Here is a 24,347-nt window from a genome sequence, read left to right as displayed (position 1 = left end):
CAGCTAGAAAATTCTCTTATCTTTTAAAACCTTAAGACTTTTCTAGATCTGATTTTGTATCACTTGCTGTCCGCTCATCTGTGACTTCAGCATCACCAGACGCGGTTACAGATTCTTCTGGACCCATCTCCTCAGCCACAGCCGGTAACGTAACCGTAACGGTTGTCCCCGATCCGAGTTCACTTTGCATCGAGATGGTTCCCTCATGCAGTTCTACCAGTTCCTGCGTAATCGCAAGACCCAGTCCCGTTCCCCCATTTTGATGATTCACCTGGAAGAAGCGGTCCCGCACTTTAATTAGGTGTTCCTCACTGATGCCGATACCCGTGTCCTGAACAGCTGCAATGATCTGACCATTCTCCTCTTTGACGGACAAGAAGATCCAGGAATTCTCATGTGAAAATTTGATCGCATTATCCACAACGTTCAGGAAGACTTGTTTCAGTCTGTTGCCGTCTCCATGGACATTATAAGCACGAGTCTCGTCCGTTTCCAACTTGAGATGGACCTGTTTTTGTTCCGCTTTGGCCCAGACATTCAACATCGTTTCCTGTACAATTTCACGAATGTTGACCGTTCCTTTGACCAGCTTCATCTGATTCTGCTGCAATTTGGAGAAATCCAGCATCTCTTCAACAAGTCCAATCAGTCGTTCGGTTTCCTTGGAGATAATACCCATACCGATACGGGTTTCTTCCGGATCATAACCGCCTGAATCCAGTGTCTCGCTCCAGCCTTTAATGCTGGTCAAAGGTGTTCTTAATTCATGTGAAATCGAAGAGATAAAATCATCCTTGATCTGATTACTGCGCACGATTTCATGTGCCATGAAGTTAAGTGTTGATGCCAATTCGCCCAGTTCGTGCTTATAATTCCCCTTAACCCTGACATCCAGCCGCCCTCTGGCCATTTGGGCAGATACTGCAGTGATGTTATTGATTGGACGTACAATGGAATTTGCCATACCAATACTGATGATCAACACTATAGCAAGCACTCCAACACCGACGGCAGCGGCGAGTAGTCCCATATTCAACAGCTTTGAATTCACATCTTCAAGTGATGTCAGATATCGAATAACATAAGTATTTTCGCCGCCCAGATCAAACTTGTGTGAAACGGCCATGACGGATTCTCCAGTACCTGGTTGTCTTCCAATCCAACGTCCCATATCCCCATTCAGAGCCTGCATAATATCACTGGTTTGCAGCACAGCACGGTCAGATTCAAAAGCAGTCGAACTCGCCAATACGCGCCCGTTCAGATCCAAAATTTCCAATTCAGTATTGGACAATGCCAAGTTCACAAGGAGTCTAGACAGATTATTGCCATCCTCCGTAGTATTCTCACGAGCGATTGGCTCGAAAAAGTCCTTTGAATTAGAAATGTGGGTACTAATCGTATTGTAGATACTCTCATAATAATACCTTTGAACTGCCAACATAAATACGAATTCGACCAACAGCAGAGCGAGAAAAACTACAAAGAAATAATGTAGTACGATCTGCCGTGTAATGCCTTTTTTAATCATTGTTCCCGGCCCTTCCATTTGTACCCGTGACCCCATACTGTCTGCAGGTATTCGGGCTCGGAAGGATTGTTCTCAATTTTTTGACGCAGACGACGAATGTTTACATCCACAATTTTTGGATCACCCATGTACTCTTTTCCCCATACGTGATCTAACAACACATCGCGACTGAGCGGTGTATTTTCTTTTTCCAGGAAAAACTGAATCAGGGAAAATTCCGTTGGAGTTAATTCAATCGCTTCATTCTGTTTTTTGAATTGCTTCGAGATCAGGTCCAGTGAGAATGGCCCAGACTGGAACGTAACCTTTGCCGCAGTTTCCCGATGCACGTTCACGCGGCGTAACAATGATTGAATACGTGCAATCAACTCTGTTGGGCTGAAAGGCTTGCTGACGTGATCATCTGCACCAACGGAGAGTGCGTACACTTTATCCTGTTCCTGAACTTTCGCGGTTAAGAAAATGATGCCCAGACGTTCATTGGTTTCACGGATCCGTCGACACACCTCGAATCCATCAATACCTGGTACCATGACATCCAGCAGAGCCAGATCAATATCCGGTACCGTCTGCAGTATGCGAAGCGCTTCATGACCGTCACCCGCTTCAAGCACTTCGAATCCGTTTCTTTTTAAATTAATCACTATAAAACTGCGGATGGATTCTTCATCCTCAAGAATAAGTACTTTACTCATTAAGTTCTCCCTTTCTATTCAGCTGAGAAGTATTGCTCAGTGCATCTTTACCCGCCTCTGATTGTGCTACCCGTGAAGCAATAACCCGATCTTTGGTACGCGTAATTTCCTTCCAGCTTTTACCCTTCTCCTGTTCCCACTTGGAAAGGGTGAAATATTTGATCTCTGCTACGGTTTCGTCCGTATCAATCATTTTAAATCGAATATATTTGTCCTTTTCCGATTTGGTGTCAATAGTGATCTTACCGTACCACTCTGGCTTGAGGTTTAGATGAAATAAATCAGCATCATCCCGGAATTGGAACGAGACAAATTTCTTGCTGTCTTTGCCATCCCACTGATAATAGGTGTAAAACCACAACCGAGAGTCAAATACGTAATGCTCCCAGCCTTTTGGAGTCTCTTTAAGTCCAAACTCAATAATACCATCATTATCAACATCACCGCTTAAAATTTTGTCATCTCTATACGTTTGATCCGGTGATTTGAAAGCATTGACTAACTTGTTATCCTTAACATACATAATTTGCGAGAAGGAACTCCGATCATCCAGCTCAGCATCCAGTACAATGCCCATCTGTCCTTCGGCGATCTCTCCGCCCAGAGCATTATAAACTTCTTTAACCGTATAATCGGTCTGCACCCGATCAACTTCCTTGAAGCTGCCATCTTCGTACTGGTATAACGCAATGGTTGCAAAGCCGCTATTGTTCAGCGAAATGATAACAAAATCACTTTTACCATCTCCGCTCAAATCCAGCGTGTTCCCCTGCGCATCATCAATGATATATTGATTATACGGCACTCCACCCAAGACCTGCTCCAGTGCCCCACCCTTGTAGGAATATGCAGTCAGGGCCTTCTGCTCCTGCAAACTTACACCAAGAATAATATCCGGATTTCCGTCATTCGTAATATCCAATACTTTAAAGGATTGCAGCTCATTTCCCGGCACATCAAATGTAAGTTTTTTAACCCATGTGCCTCCCTGCTCTTCCAAAATCATGCCATGGATTCGTACATTCTCATTTGGTGTCTCATAAAAAACAATCGCTTCCCGAGTTCCATCCCCGTTCAGGTCTTCCACCCGAATCATACTGGTATTATTCATATCCTTGGGACGGATCAACGTGCTCTCTGGTGGCAGTTTAACCTGAACCACATTGTACAGTTTCTCCTTATCGGTGGACATCATTGGTTTTCTCATCAAACCCTTGGGGTCACTTATGACTGTGCATCCGCTTAGAACAGAACCAAGCATAATCGCCATAGTTCCTGCTGCTACAAAGCGTCCCCACCGTGAATTAAACAATCTCATCACTCTTTTCAATAGTTTAAATCTGGTTTTTTTCTTGCTGTGTCAGTCTTCGTCCACGAATATCAAAAGCAATCTTGCCTTCTGCCAATCCCCAGATCCGTGTGGCATGTTTCTCAGCAAGCTCAATAGGCAGTACTGCAATGACTGTTGCACGTTCTTCTTCACATAATTTGCGCAGCGTTTCCAGCACCGAATCTGCTGTGTGAGGGTCAAGACCAATTACTGGTTCATCGGCCAAAACGACTTTGGCACCATGAGCAAGTGCTCTTGCAATAGCAACACGCTGCTTCTCGCCACCACTGAGCTTCTCTGCTATTTGATGTGCTTTATCGAGTAATCCCAAGTTTTCGAGATAATCCATCGCACCCATATAATCATCGGAACGCACCATACCGGTTACCATTCTCCATACTGGAGTCTGACCCGATCGTCCGATTAATACATTTTTAAGAGCCGTACGTCTAGGAAATAATTCTGGATTCTGTTCCAAGTATGCCCATTCCCGTTTGATTTTCCGTTTTCCGGACCAGCCTTCTTTCAAAATCTCGGCACCATCCACCGTAAACCGGCCGGAATCCCATTTTTCCATCATGGCCAAACATTTAAGCAACATGCTTTTCCCACTACCGCTTGAGCCAACTACAGCTATCATTTCACCCTGTTGCATATCAAATCGAATATCCCGCAGAACGGGAACGCGGTCCACGCCAACGGATTTACTCAAGTTCTCTACTCTGATCATCGCGATGTCTCCTCTTGTCCATGTTTTTCCCTACCACTAGTGTACTCGGAAATGGACATCAATTTCCATGCGAACACCAGCTTCTATTTTAACACAGATTCGAACTCAGGTTTACGACGAAATAATATACCTGCCACGCCGAAAAGAAGGTACAGGATTCCGAGCAAGGTGAACATGCTTCCGGGTGAAATCCAGTTGATCATCTGACCACCCAGATTCGGTCCAATAATACTTCCAATCGTAAAATGAAAGGACGCCACAACGTTGGCTGCAGGCAGCAATACTTTAGGCAGAATATCTGCGGCGTAGGCCAGGCCTAGTGAGAAAAAGGAGCCGACCAGGCCACCTGCGATTGTTAACAATACAAGCGTCCACCAGAAATGCGTACCTGCGACTGGAACCAGCATGAAGATGATTCCCCCGCTAATACCCGCAAACATCAATATCTTCTTACGCCCATATCGGTCACTTAACATTCCGAGAGGCAATTGAAGGAACAAACCTCCAATCCCGATAAAAGGAAGCAACGACGAAATCTGATTGGTATCGAATCCAATACGCAGCCCATACACGGGGAAGTTACTATTCATACCTGCTTCCATATATCCGTATAAGAGTGCTGGTAAAAGTGCATACCAGGCCCATGCCAGACTTCGACGGAAGCGACGTTCCGGCAGTTGGCCATGCTCTGCTTTTTCTGGCTTCGTATCCGGAAGCTTCATTAATACCAGTATAAGCACTGCGGCAGTACATACGAACAACACCCAGAAAGGCACTGCAACACCGAATCCAAGCAGCTTGATGCCCAGCGGACCAATGCTGAATCCCAGACCATAGGACATGCCATATAGCGATATGTAGCGTCCACGCTTTTCAGGTGCAGTGACAAGTAGCACCCAGAGCTGAGCCGCATAATGAAGTGCGCTGTCTCCTATTCCAACGATCAGACGCAAAATGAACCATATTTTAATATTTGGTAAATACGGAAATAGTATTAAAGGGACCATGACTAATATCAGGCCACCTACAATCAGCTTTTTGAACCCTAGTGCTCCCAATAACCGTTCCGCAACGAGAGTCATGGCAAAAGAGCCAATGTACAACGCGGCGGCGTTTAATCCGTTTAAACCTGGTGAAACCCCTTTTTGCTCCAAAAAAATCGAAAGCACAGGCAGCAAAAGCCCCTGACTTATTCCCGCCACCACAATAACCGTAATCAAAATGAGATAGTTGGCTGTCGAGTGTGATAGTTTGGGACGAGTAATCGATGACACGAATTCATTCCTCCTGCGAGCACACAAAGAAAAATCGCCATCGCTGACGACTTTTGTATGTTATACATATGGTTTTAAACTGCTATTCAAAGATCGGGGCTTTGCCCCGGACTTGAACATTATAGTGGACAACGCCCTGCAAAACAAGCCATAATAGAGGATGTTCAAAAAGTTCACTTTTGATTACGAATCATGCCTAGTAGCATCATCAACTTCGAAGATGAAACCAGACTTTTTGAACACGCACTAATAGTACTTAAGTCGCTGCGTACATTTAGATGTGACGGGAGGATTCTGCAACATTATGGCTTATCATGTGAAAATTGATGTTTCACCGATATATGAAATGCTTAACAGCTTTCTGGTTTATGTCACGAAAAAATGGATTCAGCATCTGGATATTGGTCCTGAATGGATCCTGGAAGTGGAAGGAACACTAAGTTCCAATGTACGAGCTGCGCTCGCACCTGCTGCCACTTGGCCTTTTGATGATTTTGATGTTTTGTTTGCATGGGCAGCCTATCAAAATGACACATCGGAGAATCGTGATTTCCTGGACATGCTTGCCGGAATGACAGCGGAAGACCTGTTTGCACGCGTCTCTCCTCTTCTGCCCGCTCTTACAATAGAAGAATCAACGCGCATTCGGAACAGTTATGTCCCATTATTGCGACTATGGGATGAACACTACTGTCAGAATATGAGCGAAGATCAGCGTGTGTGGCTGGAAGAAGATGCCGAAGAAAAACGCATTTTGCTTGATAAAATGGGCTCTGAACTGCTTATTGAATATGCTACAGCGGGCGTTCTTGTTGAACCGATGCCTGGACTGAACGAAGTCATCCTCTTCCCAACGGTGCACAATCGTCCTATTAATATGTACTGCTTCTATGAGGGTATGATGATCATGCAGTATCCCGTAGATGCACCAGAAGAGAACGAAGACCAGCCACCAACATGTCTTTTACGTTTTACCCATGCGCTAGCTGATCCCGAAAGACTTCGCCTGCTTCGTTACGTATCGGATGAACCCAAATCCCTCGCTGAGATGTGTGAAGAATTGGGTAAAGACGAAGACACGGTCAAAGACCAGGTTATGGCGCTACGCATCGCAGGTCTGCTACGGACCCATCTGCTCGGAAGCAACCGTAAAGAGAAATACAGTATTCGGCCGGATGGCGTATCTGAATTGAATATGTTCCTGGAATCCTATATTCGCATTTAATTTAGTTGAACCATTGTGGATTTACTGGCTACAAGGAGTGAGTTAGATCATGAAAATAATGAAACAACATATTTTGTTTGACCTTGATGATACACTCGTATATTGCAACAAGTACTTCAACCTGATTCTGGGAGAATTCTTTGAGAATATGCAAGAGTGGTTTGATGGACATTCTCTGACAACACAAGAGATTCGGGAAAAACAGCTGGAGATCGATGTAACCGGAGTGAACAAGCTTGGTTTTGCGAGTCATCATTTTCCGCAATCCCTGATTGATACCTATCGTTATTTCTCCGGCAAGTTCGCCAGATTAACCTCTCCCAGAGAAGAGTCTTATCTGAGCAAGTTGGGTATGAGTGTGTACGATCAGGAGGTTGAACCCTACCCTCATATGGTCGAAACGCTTGAGAACCTCAAAGTAGCAGGACATTCCCTCTACTTATATACTGGCGGCGAAACCGTAATCCAGCAGCGGAAGATTGATCAGATGAAACTCTCGGCTTATTTTGATGATCGGATCTATATCCGACAACACAAAAACATCGAGGCACTGGAAGGCATTCTGTCTAATGGTCCGTTTGATCGTCGTGCAACTTGGATGATTGGCAACTCACTACGCACAGATATTATGCCTGCGGTAAAAGCCGGAATTCACAGCATATATATCAAACAACCGAATGAATGGCAATACAACATCGTAGAACTTCAGCCTAATCCGGAAACGTCGATGTATACCATCACTGCACTGGAAGAGGTACCAAAAGTCATACACGAAAACATACAACAGCACCAACAGAAAAGGACCCTTGGATAAGGGTCCTTTTACTTTATGATGACTAACATCAAGCATCCTGTTTCTCACCAGATAACTTGCCTGTTACCACGTCTTGCAAAATAATACGTGCCTTCACCGAACTCCCGTCTTTTCGTTTGAACGATAGTACCTGGGTACTCCCCTTCTCAATCAGCGATTTTAACATCGTACTGGTGATTTTTTTACCCGCATACTCTTTCCAGACCACAAATGAACAGCCTTCTTTGAAACGTGAGCATCCATAACCCTTCTTGCCCTCTATAATCTGACCTGTACAGCCGGGAGAAGGACAAGGTGCCAGTAACTCTCTCACTCCGGATGAGCTCGTAGTTGAAGATGGCGCCTTGGTGGTCGTGCTTTTCCCACTGCCAGCTCTCGATGAAGATGCCGAAGTCTGACGGGACGTTTTTACAGTTGAACCGCCACTAGCTGTCTTGGCAGATGTCCTTGTATTGCCGGCCTGGGTTCTGGCTCCCTTGCCTTTCCCTCTGCCTGCACGCGAATCTTCTCCAAAAGCATCTGCCGGCGCCGGAGCTTGCACACGCACTTTCTCAATGATGGACAACGTGAATTTCTTAACGTTCTCCATGAACTTGTCCTGACCCGCCTCACCTTTGGAAATCTGGTATAACCTTCTTTCCCATTGCCCAGTCATCTCAGGTGAGGTTAACAGATCTACGCCTGCTCGACGAATCAATTCGATAGCCGTTCTGCCTTTGAGCGTTAACTGCATTTTCTTCCCCTGCAGCGTAATGTAACCTACGTTTTTGAGACGCTCAATCGTAGCAGCACGTGTAGCCGGAGTACCCAGACCACTGTCTTTCATCGCATCTCGCAGCTCTTCATTCTCGATCTGCTTGCCTGCACTTTCCATCGCTTTGAGCAATGTCCCCTCGGTATAACTTTTGGGAGGCTGGGTCGCCTTCTCCTTGAACTCACTCTTCGTACATTGAACAGGCAATTCAGGTTGTACACTAAAAGCCTTGTCCGTCCACTCTTCGGTTTCCTCTTCTTCATTGCCGTTTTTCTTGACCTTCTTCTTGCCTGCACCGCCCTGTTCCTGATCTACGGAACCGAGAACCACTTTCCATCCGAGGGACAGTAGCTCTTTGACAGATGTCTTAAACTGATGTTTCTCCACTTCGGTGAGCACGGTATGTTGCTTATACTCCGCCGGAGGATAAAAGTGAGACAAGAAACGCCTTACAATCAAATCATAGATGTTCTGTTCATCCTTGGATAAGGTACCTGATCGCTTTAATGTAGGTAAGATCGCATGGTGATCTTCAACCCTGCTCGGATTACATACCCCTTTATTATTCTTATGAACAAGCTCTGGCTTGGCCCCTTGCGCAAGCTCATTATAGGTACCATTTTTAAGCAGGTTTAGCGTTTTGTGCATACCTTCGATATTCTGTTCTGTAACATAGTTGGAGTTCGTCCGAGGATACGAAATCACCTTGTGTTTTTCATACAAAGCCTGCGCGATATCCAGTGTTTTTTTGGCACCATATCCGAACTTGGCATTGGCTTCACGCTGTAAAAGGGTCAGGTCATACAAACGATACGGATACTCCTTCGTCTGCTTCGCTTCGTATTTGGTAATATGCCCTGTCTTGCCCTTCACACTGGCTGCAATAGCCTCTGCTGCCTCCGCATCGGTCAACTTATCTCCCTGACGCAGTCCCCGGTACTCGACACCTTCCTGCCGAAACCAGGCGGCCACTTCATAAAAGGTCTGTGACTGGAACGCTTCAATCTCTATTTCCCGATCGTAGATTAGCGCGAGTACCGGCGTCTGTACACGGCCTACAGACAACAATGCATTATGGCGGGTTGTAAACGCCCGTGAGGCATTCATGCCGATCAGCCAATCGGCTTCACTTCTGGCGCGAGCAGCATGGGTCAAATTTTCAAATTCAGAAGCATCCTTCAGACCATCAAAACCACGTCTAATGCTCTCTGCCGTCAAATCCGATATCCATAAACGCTTTACAGGCTGACGCAGCTTCAATTGCTGTTGTATGAGGGCGAAGATGTACTGACCTTCTCTCCCTGCATCGCAAGCATTAACGATCGCTGAAGCCCGTTTTGCCAGTTCTCCAATCATTTTAAGCTGATCTTTAGTCCTAGGATTGGGTACAATCTTGAACTGATCGGGTATGATCGGCAGGTCCGCTATATTCCAGCGCTTGTACTTTGTATCATAGGCATCCGGTTCAGCCAGTCCAAGCAAATGCCCTATCGCCCATGTGATGATGTAATGCTCACCCTCCAGATACGTGCGATTGTTCTTGGCCTTTGGTTCTATGACGGCGGCAATGGTTCGACCCATGTCGGGTTTTTCCGCTATAACCAGTGTCTTCATCCGTCCATCTCTCCTCCTTCACCGTCCGCATGACGGCAAAAAGGGGCATTCCGCCGACGGAAGCCCCTTGCTTCTGAAACTCATTATATCAGATTTTGGATTCGGGAGCACCTTCCCGAAATGAATTATCCCACTGCCTGTTCTTTTAATACATGCTTTTGTCTGCACTCTTTGCATACACCCTGGAAATCCAGACGATGATCCGTAACAGCAAAGCCATACTGACGCTCGATTTGTTGTTCCAAACGAAGCAGACCATCTTCCATAATCTCTTCCACTTTACCACATTCTGTACAGATCAAATGATGGTGGTGATGGGAACCATCTGTACTTCGCAGATCAAAGCGCGCTGCGCCGTCACCAAAGTTAATCTTTTCAACGACCTGAAGGTCACTCAGCAGTTCGAGAGTGCGGTATACGGTAGCCAATCCAATCTCAGGGAACTGCTCCTTAACCAGGAGAAATACTTCCTCTGCGCTAAAATGATCCTTTTCATGTTCAAGCAATACACGTACAGTAACTTCCCGTTGTTGTGTTAATTTATATCCTTTTTCAACCAGTTGATTTTTAATGTGAAAGATCTGTTCTGAAATGGACTTGTCCCGGTTACTTGCCATAGCAGGTCGCACCTCCGGTTTATATTCATTGAATTTTACTTTTATCGTTCTGATTGTTGGTTTCAGTGAATCCTTATTTATAATCATTATAATATAATAATAAATCTTTATCGCTTAAAAAGCAATGATATTGCTCACACTTACATGAAATATGTAGTCAAATTAGTTAAAATAACAGCAAACAACCCTCGCTGATCGCGAAGGTTGTCATTGATATCTTGTTCTATAATTTTACACCAGAACCGAAGCACCCATCAAGTATTTGTCCACTTCACGAGCAGCCTCACGGCCTTCATTAATCGCCCATACAACCAAGCTTTGACCACGACGCATGTCACCTGCTGCAAATACTTTATCCACATTGGTGTTGTATTTGCCGTAGCGTGCTTTAACGTTTGTACGACGATCTGTTGCAAGTCCCAGTTGCTCTACCAACGTTTGTTCCGGTCCATCAAAACCAATGGCAATCATGGCCATCTGAGCCGGGAATACACGCTCTGTGCCTTGAATCGGCTGATAAATCTTGCGACCAGTCTCATCCACAATACGCTCGATCTGTACTGTATGCAATTCTTTGAGGTTCCCCTCATCGTCTCCGACAAATTTCGTTGTCATGATGGAGAACTCACGCGGATCTTGACCAAACAACGCTTTGGCTTCCTCTTGCGCATAATCAAGTGTGTACACGTTCGGGAATTGCGGCCAAGGGTTGTTAATGCGATCACGCTCCATAGGCGCTTGTGTATGCGTACCGAATTGAGTAATAGTACGACAACCATGACGCAGCGATGTAGCAACACAGTCAGATCCTGTATCGCCGCCACCAATGACAATAATATCTTTATCTTTAGCTGACAGATATTGACCATCTTCCAGATTGGAGTCCAGATAACTCTTAATGCTACCATTCAGGAAATCCATCGCGTAATGGACGCCTTTCAAGTCGCTGCCTTCAATATTGAATTCACGCGGCTTCGTTGCACCACCACACAATACAACAGCATCATAATCATCTACGAGTTGTTGTGCTGCAATATCCTTACCGATCTCGGTATTCGTGATGAATTGAACGCCTTCTGCTTCAAGCAGATCAACACGACGTTGAACTACGTTCTTATCCAATTTCATCGTCGGGATGCCATACATCAGCAATCCGCCGACACGGTCCGAACGCTCATATACGGTTACCGAGTGTCCTGCTTTATTCAACTGAGCCGCAGTAGCTAATCCCGCTGGACCTGAACCTACCACAGCTACACGTTTACCCGTACGTTTTTCAGGAGGTTGGGGAACGACCCATCCTTCTTCGAAACCTTTTTCAATAATTGCTTCTTCAATCGTTTTGATGGTTACAGGCTGACCGATTAAGCCAACTGTACATGATCCTTCGCAAGGAGCTGGACAGACGCGACCTGTAAACTCTGGGAAATTATTCGTTTTGTGAAGGCGCTCAAGCGCTTCTCTCCACAGTCCGCGATATACAAGATTATTCCATTCTGGAATCAGGTTATGCACGGGGCAACCTGACGTGCCGCCAATCATATCTATACCTGTATGGCAATACGGGGTACCACAATCCATGCATCGTGCACCTTGTGTTCTGAGCTCTTCTTCAGCCATGTGTTTATGAAACTCTTCCCAATCCTTAATCCGCTCCGCTGGCTCACGATCTGCTGGCAGTTGACGTTTGTATTCCATAAATCCAGTAGGTGTAGACATCTTACGTTTTCCCCCATCCGTTCTTGTCTTAATCCCTTCATGTGCATGGTTCTATATGAAATGGATTACTCATTACTTGAGTTTTTGTCTATTGTATCACAAAATCTTCTCGAAGATATTTCAATTATAGTAGCATTTACTGTGCTGAATATTAAATGGATTATCCGCATAATTATTTGTATTTTATACATCATATCTTTCAAGTCTACCCATGGTCAATACCCTTATTATGGTGTTAAATGTGGATTTGAACTGCGAAATCTGGTGTGTGTTAAAGAAATAAAAGGTCGAAACATTAAGTAAATGTCAGATAATTTGTCATCAAATCCAACATATTTTGCTATAAATCGTTCTCAATTCCGAATATCAGACCCATTTTAGGACTTCACAACGTTAAAACCTCAAATTTTTTACACTTTTTTACTGTTTAATGCTAAATCGTATGTATAATATACATGAATATCAATTAATTATGTTATATTAATGTAATATGTATTCCAGTTTAAACAAGTGACCCATTTTTTTCTAAAGAAAAGACGCTGTTCACGAATATTTCGTAATCAGCGCCTCTCATCATACAAATAGGACCGAAGTCAGGAATTTCTTATGCCATATTTACCGTTTACGTTCGTAAAATTCGAATGTATACGCATGAACATTTTTTTCATCCTGTTCGCCTTCAATCTGTTCAATCAGTTCCCATTCGGACCAGTCCACATCAGGGAAAAACGTATCTCCCTCAAAATTCTCATGAATTTTGGTCACCACAAGACGATCTGCAAGTGGCAGGAACTCACGATACACTTGGGAACCCCCAATTACGCACAGTTCCTCACCTTTGGTTACACCCAGACCCTCTTCAATCGTATGTACGATTTCAGCCTGTTCCACCTTGTAGTTCAGATCTCTTGTCACTACGATATTACGGCGCTGAGGAAGCGGCTTACCGCCAAAAGATTCCCACGTATTACGTCCCATGATAATCGTTTTGTTCAGCGTACGTTGTTTGAAAAAGGCCATATCCTTGGGTAACCGCCATGGAATCGAATTATTCAATCCGATCACACCGTTTTCCCCCATTGCCCATACCAATTCAATACTCAAGGGTAATACACTCCTTCAATCCAAGTCTCTTATCGAGATTGAACACATAATTAGACTGCAATTGGAGCTTTAATGCCCGGATGATGCTGGTAGTTCTCAAACTCGAAATCTTCAAACTTATAATCAAAAATAGAATCCGGCTTACGTTTGATTACCAGTTTAGGTAAAGCATAAGGTTCACGCTCCAGCTGAGTTTTAACCTGATCTACGTGATTGGAGTAGATGTGAACATCCCCTCCAGACCAAACGAAATCACCCACCTCAAGATCACATTGCTGGGCGATCATATGAGTCAAGAGCGCATAACTCGCGATGTTAAACGGCAATCCGAGGAACGTATCCACGGAACGCATCGTAAGCATACATGATAATTTACCCTCTGCAACGTAAAACTGAAACGCAAAATGACAAGGTGGAAGCTTCATATTATTGATCTCAGCCACATTCCATGCGCTGACAAGGTGACGACGTGAATCCGGATTATTTTTGATCGAATCAATGACCCCAGCGATCTGATCAATTTTTTCTCCGTTTGGTGCTTCCCATGTGCGCCACTGCGAGCCGTATACCGGTCCCAGATCCCCATTTTCGTCCGCCCAGTCGTCCCAGATCTTCACACCGTTTTCTTTCAGATAAGATATATTGGTATCGCCACTCAAAAACCATAACAGTTCATGAATAACCGATTTGAGATGAATTCGTTTGGTTGTTACCAGTGGAAATCCTTCGGAGAGATCATAACGGAGTTGTCTGCCAAATACAGATTGTGTTCCTGTTCCTGTACGGTCTCCTTTATGCGCGCCGTTGTTCAGAATATCCTGCAATAAATCGAGATAGTTTTTCATGTTGATATCCCCTCGCACTCTTATTTCATAAGTATAAAAGTTTAACTTAAATACTAATACATAGACCGTGATTGGCTTAGAGCCACATCATGACTGATCATTACTACAGTGTACCACAATTGAGTTGTTGGATAAAATCAATTCAATGAAACTTTTGAGCGTGTAAATTTTCATCATATCACATACACGAGTATCTTAAATTTCTCGGCTCTTGCTCAGAAAAAAGAGACGAATAACGCGTTAGCGTCATTCGTCTCTTCTGATATACGTATAATGCCGGACGAATCCGAAGCTTAGACGATCTTAACGGGAGATGATGTGGATCGGGTGACCCATAACCAATTCCGCAGCTTCCATTACGATTTCGCCCAAAGTTGGGTGAGCGTGAATAGTGAGAGCCAGATCTTCCAGAGTAGCACCCATTTCAATTGCCAAACCAAGCTCAGCAATCAAGTTGGAAGCTTCCAGACCTACGATTTGGCAACCCAATACAAGGCCACTTTCTTCGTCAGCTACGATTTTCACGAAGCCTTCAGCGTGGTTCAAAGATACAGCACGGCCGTTACCCGCATAAGGGAATTTGCCCGCTTTTACTTTGTGACCTTTTTCTTTAGCTTCTTTTTCAGTGTACCCTACGCTGGAACACTCTGGATCTGTGAACACAACAGCTGGCATACATTTGTAATCAACTACAGATGGTTGTCCCGCGATTGCTTCAGCAGCCACTTTACCTTCGTAAGAAGCTTTGTGTGCCAGAGCCAGACCAGATACGATATCACCAATTGCAAAGATTTGCGGGATGCTAGTACGGCCTTGGTGGTCAACTTTAACGAATCCACGCTCGTCAACATCTACGCCAATCATGTCCAGACCAAGCTCACCATCTGTATTTGGACGACGTCCAACGGTAACAAGCAGATAATCTGCAGTCACTTCTTTGGACTCACCATTTACAGAGTATTTAACAGTTACATCTTTATCCGTTTGCTCAGCACTTTCAGCTTTTGCACCCGTTACGATTTCGATGCCTGTTTTCTTCATGTTTTTAGCCACGAGGCTAGTCATGTCTTTATCGAAACCTGGCAGTACTGTATCCAAACCTTCGATGATTGTTACTTTTGCACCGAATTTAGAGTACATTTGACCAAGCTCGGCACCAATATATCCGCCACCGATAACGATCATGCTTTTTGGTACTTCAGGCAAGTTCAATGCTTCTGTCGAAGACAGAATGCGTCCGCCAAACGGGAAAGGTTTCAGTTCGATTGGACGGGAACCTGTTGCAATAATTGCATTTTTGAAACGGTAACGCGGAGATTCATGATCGTTGAATACACGTGCTTCGTTTTCGTTAATGAACATGCACTCACCGTTGAAAACTTCCACTTTGTTACCTTTGAGCAAACCAGCTACGCCGCCAGTCATTTTCTTAACAACGCCGTTTTTGAATTCTTGAGTTTTGCTGAAGTCCACTTTTACGTTCTCAGCAGAGATACCAAAAGCTTCACCGTGAAGTGCAGACTCATATTGGTGCGCAGCCGAGATCAGGGCTTTGGATGGGATACATCCACGGTTCAAACAAACGCCGCCCAGTTCGGATTTGTCTACGATCAATACGCTTTGGCCCAATTGAGCAGCACGGATGGCAGCTACATAGCCACCAGGTCCTGCACCAATTACTAATGTGTCGATATCAAGAGAAGCGTCGCCTACTACCATATCTTACACCTCCATAACAAGCAGCTCAGGGTTAGCGAGCAGCTGTTTAATGTAATTCATAAAGTTTTGTGCTGTTGCGCCATCGATGATACGGTGGTCAAAGCTCAAGGAAAGAGCCATTACAGGTGCTGCAACTACTTCACCGTTTTTGATAACAGCTTTTTCGCTGATGCGTCCTGTTCCCAGAATAGCAACTTCAGGGAAGTTGATGATTGGAGTGAAGAACATTCCGCCAGCAGAACCGATGTTACTGATGGAGATTGTGCTTCCTCTCATTTCGTTCGCGCTCAATTTACCTTCGCGACCACGAGCTGCCAGATCACGGATAGAATCAGCGATCATCCAGATGGATTTGCGATCAGCATCTTTGATAACAGGAACGATCAAGCCATTGTCTGTATCTGTAGCGATACCAATGTTGTAGTATTTTTTGTAAACAATTTCGTTAGCTTCTTCATCAATCATAGCGTTCAGAGCCGGGAATTGGCGGGAAGCCGCAACCAGTGCTTTAACGATGAATGGCAGATAAGTAACTTTTGTTCCTTTTTTCTCTGCAATTGGTTTCATACGAGTACGGAAAGCAACCAAATCAGTTACGTCCACTTCGTCCATGATTGTAACGTGAGGTGCTGTGTAAGCCGATTTAACCATTGCATTAGAGATCGCTTTACGGATACCTTTGAATGGTACGCGCTCTTCTTCAACGTGTTGATCAGCTGCAGCCACTGCTGGTGCTGCGGATTTTTTCTCTTCTTGAGTCGGAGCTTCGGAAGATGCCGCCGCGGAAGAACCGCCACCGTTTTTGAAGGATTCAACATCTTCTTTGGTTACTTTACCGTTGTTACCAGTGCCGTTAACCTGAGAGATGTCTACACCTTGTTCGCGAGCAAATTTGCGCACGCTTGGTGTTGCCAGAACGTCTTTGGCAGGTACTGCCGGAACGCTGTTGTTGCCGCCCTCTTTAGCTGCATCCGAGCTGGAAGCTGCTGCAGAAGAACCGCTTGTGTCAGCTCCGCCTTGAGCTGCATCTTTCTCTTGCTCGCCTTGATCGCCAGCAGGAGCGTCGTCTTGTTCAGGAAGTTCACCTTCTGCATCAATGATGGCTACAACTTCGCCAACGTGACAGATTTGACCGTCTTTAGCGAATACTTCTGTAATTGTTCCGTTTACCGGACAAGGTACTTCAACTACCGCTTTGTCGTTCTGTACTTCCATGATGATATCGTCGTCAGTTACTTTATCACCGACTTTGATGTGCATCTTGATGATTTCGCCTTCGTGAAGGCCTTCGCCCAGTTCAGGGAATTTATATTCAAATTTAGCCAACTGAAAAACCTCCTTGATTATGTGCTCAATCCTGAAAACAACCCTTAACTCCAAGAAACAACTGTTACTGCTAATGCAAATAACTGTTACTCAAGGGGCTAATGGCTGTTTACAGTGCAGCTCGCGCTGCGGTGTGAATCACCATACTGCGCCTTGCGGCATGTCAGATGATTAAATTAGAAATTTACGACTTTGTTAACCGCAGCAACGATACGCGCTGGGTTAGGCAGCCATGAATCTTCGATTTGTGCAAAAGGATATACAGTATCCGGACCAGCTACACGCAGAACCGGTGCTTCCAAATGCAGGATTGCTTTTTCATTGATTTGGGCAATGACTTCAGCTGCAACACCTGCGCTCTTTTGAGCTTCCTGTACAACAATTGCACGGTTTGTTTTCTTAATAGAAGCAACGATAGTATCGATATCGATCGGGCTAACCGTACGAAGGTCGATAACTTCAACTTTGATTCCTTGTTTTTCGAGTTCATCTGCTGCTTTCACAGAAGTGTGAACCATCATACCGTAAGTAATGATAGTAACATCAGAACCTTCACGAACAACGTTCGCTTTGCCCAATTCAACAACGTAATCTTCTTCCGGCACTTCTGCACGGAAAGCATGGTACAAGTTCAAGTGCTCCATGAAGAATACAGGATCGTTATCGCGAATAGAAGCGATCATCAGACCTTTTGCATCGTAAGGATTAGAAGGAACAACTACTTTGATACCTGGTGTTTGCGTGAGCAGACCTTCCAGGGAATCTGTATGCAATTCTGCCGCTTTTACGCCGCCACCGAATGGTGTACGGAATACGATTGGAGAATTGTATTTTCCACCAGAGCGGAAACGCATACGAGCAGCTTGCACTACCATTTGGTCAAGGGCTTCGAAGATAAAACCAACGAATTGGATCTCAGCAACCGGACGGAAGCCTTGTACACCCAGACCTACAGCCAAACCACCGATAGCGGACTCAGCCAGTGGAGTATCAAATACACGCTCTTCGCCAAACTCTTTTTGCAGACCTTCCGTTACACGGAAAACGCCGCCTACATTACCTACGTCTTCACCGAAAAGCAGAACGTTAGGATCACGTTTCAACTCCACGCGAAGCGCATCACGGATTGCTTCTTTCATGTTCATTTGTGCCATTTGCTTCATTTCCTCCTTAAACATTGACAGTTCACATTTGAATTCGTACATGTATACCGGGACATTAAAGTCGCGGATGTTTATGCTTTATCGGAAAAAACTTATTGGAAATCAGCTTTTTGCTCTTCCAAGTGCTTAGGCGTTTGTTCGAACATGCTGTCGATCAAGCCTGAAATCGTCATTTTCTCGGTTTTTTCCGCTTTTTTGATCTCTTCATTTACTTTAGCTTTTGCTTCTTCTTTCACACGTGCTGTATCTTCTTCAGTCCAAAGACCTTTTTTCTCCAGATATTTAGCGAAACGTGCGATAGGATCTTTAGCAGACCATTCTGCCTCTTCTTCTTTTGTACGATACTTGGAAGCATCATCCGAAAGGGAGTGAGGACGGAAACGGTAAGTTACTGCTTCGATCAATGTTGCGCCTTCTCCGTTACGTCCACGCTCAGCAGCTTCCTGGACAGCTTTGATAACAGCGAAGATGTCCATACCGTCAACTTTAACACCTTTGATACCTGCTGCTACCGCTTTGTGAGCGATGGACAGAGCTGCTGTTTGCTTAGCAAAAGGAGTTGTGATGGCATAACCATTGTTTTGTACAAAGAAGATAACAGGCAGTTTGTATACACCAGCGTAGTTCAGACCTTCATAGAAGTCACCTTCAGAAGAACCGCCATCACCTGTGTACGTGATAACAACTTGTTTTTGTTTCTTCAATTTGTAACCCATAGCGATACCCATTGCATGCAGAATTTGTGCACCAATGATGATTTGTGGCATCAATACATTAACGCCATCTGGAATTTGTCCACCATGTTGGTGTCCACGGGAGTACAAGAATGCTTGATAAAGAGGAAGTCCATGCCATACGAGTTGCGGAATGTCACGATAGCCAGGACATACAAAGTCTTCTTTTTCAATTGCAAATTCACTACCAACCATTGTCGCTTCTTGACCAGATACTGGAGCATAGAAACCAAGACGACCTTGACGGCCCAGGTTTACTGCACGGTCATCCCAAGTACGGGTAAATACCATGCGGTACATAATTTCTTTTAATTGATCATCGGAAAGTGTTGGCATCATGTCTTTGTTAACAATTTCGCCGTCAGGAGACAGCACGGACAGAGCTTCTACATCCTCTGTATACACTTCATAAGGAACCTTGCTCATTTTTTTCTTCACCTCAACAAAAAATTTGAATATCAAGTTCCGCTGTTATAATATTATAATACACCTGTTTCACTCCATACGTCAAAGAAATCCGTATTTTTTTTATGTTTCCTGCCGGATTGTATGTATAACAGGGGCTGAATATTGGTATAACAGCATAATACATGATTGCGTGTTTGACCTAACCCCGCACAAGGGTAATCTTACCGTATTGCGCGGTCGAATGCAAAAAAATTAACCGAGAAAGGTGACGTTTTATGACGGATTCCCGCTATTTGAAACGCACGATTGTGAAGGAAGAGATTGAAAGTCGCTATCTCGGTGAGAAGCGAACGCTCCGTATTTACCTTCCTCCGGGCTATAACGAATTGCTTAGCTACCCTGTCGTTTATTGTCAGGATGGCGAAGAATTTTTTAATTTCGGACGAATTGCTACAACAGCTAACCAAATTATTCTGGACGAAGGAGCCGAACCTTTCATTATTGTAGGGGTTCAGGTCGATGTGTCTGTGAGAACGCAGGAATATGCCCCATTCGGAGATCGGTTCAAGGCATATACCGCTTGCTTCGCTGAAGAGATTATTCCCTATATAGAGGAGAAATATCCTGTGCGCCGTTCTCCGCAGGAACGCATTCTTGCCGGAGACTCGCTTGGTGGCAGTGTTTCGCTTCACCTTGCTCTGTTATATCCGGATCTGTTCACACGTGTCATCAGCATGTCTGGTGCCTTCTACTCTGCTTCTCAAGAAATCTATGCTGCAGCTGAAGATCTGTCTTGGCTCTCGATCTGGATGATCGTTGGTTTGCAGGAGACTGATTTCGAGGCAGACACGGGTACGTATAATTTTGTTCAATTAAACCGGGATACTCGAGAATTGCTGGAGAAACGTGGTGCCCTCGTCTCCTACCAGGAGAAAGACGGAAAACACCAATGGGGTTTTTGGCAGAAGGAATTGCCCGAAGCATTACTTTATTTTCTCCAGGAAAGATAAAAGGACCACATTAACAGGCGGCTGAAATGCCGCTTTTGTTTTAAATCACAATGACACCGCTTACAATTATAATCTGAAAAAGAAGCAGGATATCCTGCTTGCTTGAGTGCTCACACCTGCTTCTTTGTCCGATTACAAGTTACATATCAGATCATGTTTATTTACTAGGTTAAAGTATGTTCCTCTTCAATCTTTCTCAACAGAACATCGCAGCCTGCGTTAACCAACTCGTACACCTCTTCAAAATTGCCTGTGTAATATGGGTCAGGTACTTCTCTGAGTTTTTCCTCCGGAAGCATGTCCATAAACTTGATGATGTCCGCCTCAGCTCCGCCTGGAACGTTGCGCACATTATCTGCATTCGAATTATCCATACACACAATGTAATCAAATTGAGTAAAGTCTTCGCTCGCGAATTGTCTCGCTGCCATATTGGCATAAGAAATCTGGTACGAATCCAGCAATTTTCGAGTCCCTTCATGCGGAGGTTTACCAACATGCCAGTCCCCTGTACCCGCAGAATCCACACGAATCTGGTGTTCAAGCCCCTTCTCCAGGACTTTGTGACGCAAAACGGCTTCAGCCATTGGTGATCTACATATATTGCCCAGACATACAAACAAAACATTAATCATATTAATCCCCCTTGCTTAGCGTACCTTGAAGTACCGACGATTTTGGCTGTGTCACAATGCTCTCGGGCTGAGGACTGACATTTCCGTTCTCAGATGGCACCAACGAACGCCGTGGCAGTTTCCATTTATAATGTACAGAACACATCCGGAAGAACACAACGGCCGCAAAACAAAATAATAATCCAGCATTCGTTGTTAACCAACCCATACCTATAACAAAACCGGCTGTCATTGCCCATACAGCATAGATTTCGTCACGCAATACAAGCGGTTTACGTCCAGCAAGCACATCACGAATAACGCCTCCACCAATACCGGTCATTACTGCTGCAACGATAACTGCGCTAATGGGATGTCCCATGTTGGCCGCGTACAGCGCCCCTTGAATTGCAAATGCTGCGAGTCCGATTGCATCAAACAACGCCTCTGTTCGCTTCCAGTGACTAATCCACTTGAGAGGTAATATAAACGCAATCGCTACAGATACTAAGGCTAACATAATAAGTGATCCCTGACTCCATAGTGTCGTTACAGGTATACCTATAAGTACATTCCGGATAATCCCGCCCCCGAATGCCGTGACAAGTCCAAGCACTAGTACACCCAGAATGTCATACTCCTCTTCCATTGCCACGAAGGCACCGGACATTGCAAATGCGATAGTGCCTATAATGCTGAATACTTCAAAAATGTGTAAGTCCAACCTGTTCAAACCTCACTTTTCAAGTCATCTCCATGTCGCTCTACCCATTGTATCCGCGAGCACTGAAATTGTGCAACCACATTTTGTGGATTATACTGGTTTGGTGAAAGAATTAGGAAGGATGAAATAAAATGACGGCGAAACGGATTGTTATTTTTACAGGCGGAAACTTATCTATAGAATTACTTCAGGAAATACGAGAAGATGATATGATCATCGCGGCCGATCGCGGTGCATTATTTTTAATTGAACACGGCATTCAGCCTCACATTGCAGTTGGAGACTTCGACTCCATTACTGAAGAGGAACGTATCATTGTAAGCAACAATAGCATTCGTTTCATTGCATGTGACCCTGTTCATAAGGATCTTACTGATACAGAAATGGCTTTTGAGACAGCGCTAGATTACGAACCTTCTCACATCTTAATGTTAGGTGCTACAGGTACACGTATGGATCACACACTCGCCAATGTACATATCATGGTTCGCGCGATGCAGCATCATATCTCCTGTGCCATTCAGGACAAGCACAATTACATGACACTGACCACATCCAAAGCTGTCGTTGAGCACCGTGAATATAAATATGTTTCTCTGCTCCCCTTGACTCATGAAGTTACAGGAATAACTCTAGATGGTTTTATGTATCCGCTAGATCAAGCCACCATACGCATGGGACAATCCTTGGGTGTAAGTAACCAGCTCTTAGGCTCCTCCGGTACAGTCACTATCGATAGCGGCTTATTACTGATTATTCAGAGCAAAGATTGAATCTATTCGAGTGCTTCATAGTTATTTATTACGTTTTTGTAACCAGTGATTTCGTTAAGAAAATAGGCTCACACATAACAAAGACCCTTGATATTCAAGGGTCTTTGTTATTTCATCATTATTCTTCATCCGTCAATGATTAATTTTTTGACATTTTTAATCATATTTTAATAAACATACCCAAACCATTGTGGCGCAAGGGATTACACTCCCCTATCCAATTTCTAGGCTGTTACAAAGCTGTTATACTCGCTCTAGCAACTTAACGAAAACGAATTTTGGAGGTACTAACTAATATGAAAACAAACATCTTTGTCCAAAAGGCCGTAACCGTCGGGTTGTGCGCTACACTAGGTTTTGGAGCTGTATTAATGACTAACGCCCCTGTTGCACAGGCAGCAACCGCATCTGTGTCTACAGGTCAACAGATTGTTAACTATGGTAAACAATTTACTGGAACTCCATATGAATTTGGTGCTTCAACATCAACAACCAAAGTTTTTGACTGCTCTTCTTTTATGAAATATATTTTCAAAAAGTATGGTGTAGACTTGCCGCGCACTTCCGTGAGCCAATCCAAAGAAGGTACAGCTGTATCCAAAGCTAATCTGCGTGTCGGCGACCTTGTATTCTTCTCCAGCGGTAGCCGTTCTACTGGTTCCAACATTACCCATGTAGCTGTGTACGCAGGGGACGGAAAGATTCTGCATACGTATGGATCTCCAGGCGTAACCATCTCGGATCTGAATTCCGGTACATGGGAAAGAACGTATGTTAAAGCTCGTCGTGTGCTTTAGAATCACATCATAGCTAATCAGTAAGGACCGGAGGTTACTATCCGGTCTTTTATTTTTACCCTCTTTTTGCCACACTTTAAACTGGTGATTCATGGAATGCGGTGAAAATCTAATTTTTATCATGAAGCATATAACCGATCCCACGCACAGTATGAATCAGTTTCACACTTCTTCCCTTATCCACCTTAACCCGCAGATGTTTGATGTACACATCCACAACGTTGGTATCCATCGCATACTCATATCCCCATACCTCCCGCAAAATATCACTTCTGGTACATGCCTCATTCACATGCAGGGCCAAAAATTCCAGCAATTCGTACTCTTTTGGCGTTAATGTCAGGTACTCACCTGCACGACTTACCCGTCTTGAACGCAAACTCACTTTAAGATCATAAACTACAATAACTTCTTCACCCTCTGGTGTTGCATTCGCAAAAACACGCAATAAATTTCGTATTCTAGCCAGCATCACGTTCAAGTGAATGGGTTCCTCCATCACGTCATTAGCTCCATAATCCAGCCATTCCACGATGAATTGAGGAGATACATTTGAAGTAATAACCAGTAGAGGTATAACCTGACCTTTATCTAACCATCGTTTTAACTCTAATTTCTGATCCTGGCCACAATGTTTCTTCCCCTCTTCCCGGTCTACCAGGATGATCAGGTTAATATGCAGCAACGAAGGCTCGACGGATTGGTTTAGTTCGGACGACTCCATTCGTTGCACGTCATACCCTTCGCTACATAAAATATCCTGAATAAGGCTGACCTGCTCTGCTACTCCAATCAGCAAAATGGCTGTTTTCACTCTTTTTCACCCG

Annotated in this window: 22 protein-coding genes; 5 read left to right on the top strand and 17 right to left on the bottom strand. The window is 44.4% G+C overall.

Annotated elements, in window-relative coordinates; genetic code table 11:
- Positions 1–31 precede the first annotated feature (31 nt).
- The 5 genes from D829_RS30560 to D829_RS0106670 form a co-directional block, all read right to left on the bottom strand.
- Entirely contained in the window at positions 32–1,531 is a 1,500-nt protein-coding gene (locus D829_RS30560) for a HAMP domain-containing sensor histidine kinase (protein ID WP_017688087.1), read from the bottom strand.
- Positions 1,528–2,226, bottom strand: coding sequence for a response regulator transcription factor (locus tag D829_RS0106685; RefSeq protein WP_017688086.1), 699 nt, complete (start codon positions 2,224–2,226; stop codon positions 1,528–1,530). Before D829_RS0106685 ends, D829_RS30560 begins: the two co-directional genes overlap by 4 nt.
- Positions 2,219–3,538 carry a hypothetical protein gene (locus tag D829_RS30555; RefSeq protein ID WP_193748452.1) on the bottom strand — a complete coding sequence of 440 codons (1,320 nt, stop codon included), beginning with the start codon at positions 3,536–3,538 and terminating at the stop codon, positions 2,219–2,221. The genes D829_RS0106685 and D829_RS30555 overlap by 8 nt, the downstream gene beginning before the upstream one ends.
- 22 nt (positions 3,539–3,560) lie before the next feature.
- Positions 3,561–4,286 (bottom strand): ATP-binding cassette domain-containing protein, encoded by a 726-nt coding sequence (locus D829_RS0106675; protein ID WP_017688084.1) that lies wholly within the window; start codon positions 4,284–4,286, stop codon positions 3,561–3,563.
- A gap of 83 nt (positions 4,287–4,369) precedes the next feature.
- On the bottom strand, positions 4,370–5,560 hold the full coding sequence (locus D829_RS0106670; RefSeq protein ID WP_017688083.1) for an MFS transporter: 1,191 nt from the start codon (positions 5,558–5,560) through the stop codon (positions 4,370–4,372).
- 304 nt (positions 5,561–5,864) lie between these two features.
- Between D829_RS0106670 and D829_RS0106665 the strand changes: the two genes are divergently transcribed.
- Both D829_RS0106665 and D829_RS0106660 read left to right on the top strand, forming a co-directional pair.
- Positions 5,865–6,785: a helix-turn-helix domain-containing protein gene (locus D829_RS0106665; RefSeq protein WP_017688082.1), complete on the top strand. Its 921-nt coding sequence runs from the start codon at positions 5,865–5,867 to the stop codon at positions 6,783–6,785.
- A 49-nt stretch (positions 6,786–6,834) separates the two neighbouring features.
- A complete protein-coding gene (locus tag D829_RS0106660; protein WP_017688081.1) occupies positions 6,835–7,599 on the top strand; it encodes an HAD family hydrolase in 765 nt (254 codons plus the stop codon).
- Between the two features lie 28 nt (positions 7,600–7,627).
- On the opposite strand, the gene D829_RS0106655 is transcribed toward D829_RS0106660, so the two are convergent.
- The 9 genes from D829_RS0106655 to pdhA form a co-directional block, all read right to left on the bottom strand.
- On the bottom strand, positions 7,628–9,967 hold the full coding sequence (locus D829_RS0106655; RefSeq protein ID WP_017688080.1) for a type IA DNA topoisomerase: 2,340 nt from the start codon (positions 9,965–9,967) through the stop codon (positions 7,628–7,630).
- A gap of 125 nt (positions 9,968–10,092) precedes the next feature.
- Entirely contained in the window at positions 10,093–10,560 is a 468-nt protein-coding gene (locus D829_RS0106650) for a Fur family transcriptional regulator (RefSeq protein ID WP_085981439.1), read from the bottom strand.
- 255 nt (positions 10,561–10,815) lie between these two features.
- On the bottom strand, positions 10,816–12,303 hold the full coding sequence (locus D829_RS0106645) for a glutamate synthase subunit beta (RefSeq protein WP_017688078.1): 1,488 nt from the start codon (positions 12,301–12,303) through the stop codon (positions 10,816–10,818).
- A gap of 615 nt (positions 12,304–12,918) precedes the next feature.
- Positions 12,919–13,407 carry a dihydrofolate reductase gene (locus tag D829_RS0106640; protein WP_017688077.1) on the bottom strand — a complete coding sequence of 163 codons (489 nt, stop codon included), beginning with the start codon at positions 13,405–13,407 and terminating at the stop codon, positions 12,919–12,921.
- 50 nt (positions 13,408–13,457) lie between these two features.
- Positions 13,458–14,252: a thymidylate synthase gene (gene thyA / locus D829_RS0106635; protein WP_017688076.1), complete on the bottom strand. Its 795-nt coding sequence runs from the start codon at positions 14,250–14,252 to the stop codon at positions 13,458–13,460.
- A gap of 303 nt (positions 14,253–14,555) precedes the next feature.
- A complete protein-coding gene (gene lpdA, locus D829_RS0106630) occupies positions 14,556–15,971 on the bottom strand; it encodes a dihydrolipoyl dehydrogenase (RefSeq protein WP_017688075.1) in 1,416 nt (471 codons plus the stop codon).
- Positions 15,972–15,974: 3 nt separating this feature from the next.
- Positions 15,975–17,297: a dihydrolipoamide acetyltransferase family protein gene (locus D829_RS0106625; protein ID WP_017688074.1), complete on the bottom strand. Its 1,323-nt coding sequence runs from the start codon at positions 17,295–17,297 to the stop codon at positions 15,975–15,977.
- 176 nt (positions 17,298–17,473) lie between these two features.
- Positions 17,474–18,451, bottom strand: coding sequence for an alpha-ketoacid dehydrogenase subunit beta (locus D829_RS0106620; protein WP_017688073.1), 978 nt, complete (start codon positions 18,449–18,451; stop codon positions 17,474–17,476).
- A 101-nt stretch (positions 18,452–18,552) separates the two neighbouring features.
- Positions 18,553–19,620, bottom strand: coding sequence for a pyruvate dehydrogenase (acetyl-transferring) E1 component subunit alpha (gene pdhA / locus D829_RS0106615; RefSeq protein WP_017688072.1), 1,068 nt, complete (start codon positions 19,618–19,620; stop codon positions 18,553–18,555).
- A 257-nt stretch (positions 19,621–19,877) separates the two neighbouring features.
- Here pdhA and D829_RS0106610 point away from each other — a divergent pair, with 257 nt between their 5' ends.
- Positions 19,878–20,612: an alpha/beta hydrolase-fold protein gene (locus D829_RS0106610; RefSeq protein ID WP_017688071.1), complete on the top strand. Its 735-nt coding sequence runs from the start codon at positions 19,878–19,880 to the stop codon at positions 20,610–20,612.
- Between the two features lie 164 nt (positions 20,613–20,776).
- Here the strand turns inward: D829_RS0106610 and D829_RS0106605 are convergent, their stop codons facing one another.
- Both D829_RS0106605 and D829_RS0106600 read right to left on the bottom strand, forming a co-directional pair.
- A complete protein-coding gene (locus D829_RS0106605) occupies positions 20,777–21,247 on the bottom strand; it encodes a low molecular weight protein-tyrosine-phosphatase (protein WP_017688070.1) in 471 nt (156 codons plus the stop codon).
- Position 21,248: 1 nt separating this feature from the next.
- Complete coding sequence (locus tag D829_RS0106600; protein ID WP_017688069.1) at positions 21,249–21,950, bottom strand: trimeric intracellular cation channel family protein; 702 nt, start codon at positions 21,948–21,950, stop codon at positions 21,249–21,251.
- Between the two features lie 131 nt (positions 21,951–22,081).
- On the opposite strand from D829_RS0106600, the gene D829_RS0106595 reads away from it, so the two are divergent.
- Together D829_RS0106595 and D829_RS0106590 are read left to right on the top strand one after the other, a co-directional pair.
- Positions 22,082–22,723: a thiamine diphosphokinase gene (locus D829_RS0106595; protein ID WP_017688068.1), complete on the top strand. Its 642-nt coding sequence runs from the start codon at positions 22,082–22,084 to the stop codon at positions 22,721–22,723.
- A gap of 296 nt (positions 22,724–23,019) precedes the next feature.
- Complete coding sequence (locus D829_RS0106590) at positions 23,020–23,520, top strand: C40 family peptidase (RefSeq protein ID WP_017688067.1); 501 nt, start codon at positions 23,020–23,022, stop codon at positions 23,518–23,520.
- 109 nt (positions 23,521–23,629) lie between these two features.
- Here D829_RS0106590 and D829_RS0106585 read toward each other — a convergent pair whose 3' ends face one another.
- The gene (locus D829_RS0106585; protein ID WP_017688066.1) at positions 23,630–24,334 is read right to left on the bottom strand and encodes a response regulator transcription factor; all 705 of its coding nucleotides are present in this window, start codon (positions 24,332–24,334) and stop codon (positions 23,630–23,632) included.
- Positions 24,335–24,347 lie beyond the last annotated feature (13 nt).

This window comes from Paenibacillus sp. PAMC 26794 (assembly GCF_000316035.1).
Taxonomy (GTDB): Bacteria; Bacillota; Bacilli; order Paenibacillales; family Paenibacillaceae; genus Paenibacillus.
Note: the sequence above shows the minus strand (reverse complement) of the source record. Positions and strands in the feature narration are given on the sequence as shown.

Bases quoted from the DNA above. Each gene is read 5' to 3' on its own strand.
- D829_RS0106595 (WP_017688068.1), top strand. From the start codon at position 22,082: ATGACGGCGAAACGGATTGTTATTTTTACAGGCGGAAACTTATCTATA.
- D829_RS0106660 (WP_017688081.1), top strand. From the start codon at position 6,835: ATGAAAATAATGAAACAACATATTTTGTTTGACCTTGATGATACACTC.
- D829_RS0106605 (WP_017688070.1), bottom strand. From the start codon at position 21,247: ATGATTAATGTTTTGTTTGTATGTCTGGGCAATATATGTAGATCACCA.
- D829_RS0106645 (WP_017688078.1), bottom strand. From the start codon at position 12,303: ATGTCTACACCTACTGGATTTATGGAATACAAACGTCAACTGCCAGCA.
- D829_RS0106665 (WP_017688082.1), top strand. From the start codon at position 5,865: ATGGCTTATCATGTGAAAATTGATGTTTCACCGATATATGAAATGCTT.
- D829_RS0106675 (WP_017688084.1), bottom strand. From the start codon at position 4,286: ATGATCAGAGTAGAGAACTTGAGTAAATCCGTTGGCGTGGACCGCGTT.
- lpdA (WP_017688075.1), bottom strand. From the start codon at position 15,971: ATGGTAGTAGGCGACGCTTCTCTTGATATCGACACATTAGTAATTGGT.
- D829_RS0106655 (WP_017688080.1), bottom strand. From the start codon at position 9,967: ATGAAGACACTGGTTATAGCGGAAAAACCCGACATGGGTCGAACCATT.
- D829_RS0106590 (WP_017688067.1), top strand. From the start codon at position 23,020: ATGAAAACAAACATCTTTGTCCAAAAGGCCGTAACCGTCGGGTTGTGC.
- D829_RS0106610 (WP_017688071.1), top strand. From the start codon at position 19,878: ATGACGGATTCCCGCTATTTGAAACGCACGATTGTGAAGGAAGAGATT.
- D829_RS0106620 (WP_017688073.1), bottom strand. From the start codon at position 18,451: ATGGCACAAATGAACATGAAAGAAGCAATCCGTGATGCGCTTCGCGTG.
- pdhA (WP_017688072.1), bottom strand. From the start codon at position 19,620: ATGAGCAAGGTTCCTTATGAAGTGTATACAGAGGATGTAGAAGCTCTG.
- D829_RS30560 (WP_017688087.1), bottom strand. From the start codon at position 1,531: ATGATTAAAAAAGGCATTACACGGCAGATCGTACTACATTATTTCTTT.
- thyA (WP_017688076.1), bottom strand. From the start codon at position 14,252: ATGAAAAACTATCTCGATTTATTGCAGGATATTCTGAACAACGGCGCG.
- D829_RS0106685 (WP_017688086.1), bottom strand. From the start codon at position 2,226: ATGAGTAAAGTACTTATTCTTGAGGATGAAGAATCCATCCGCAGTTTT.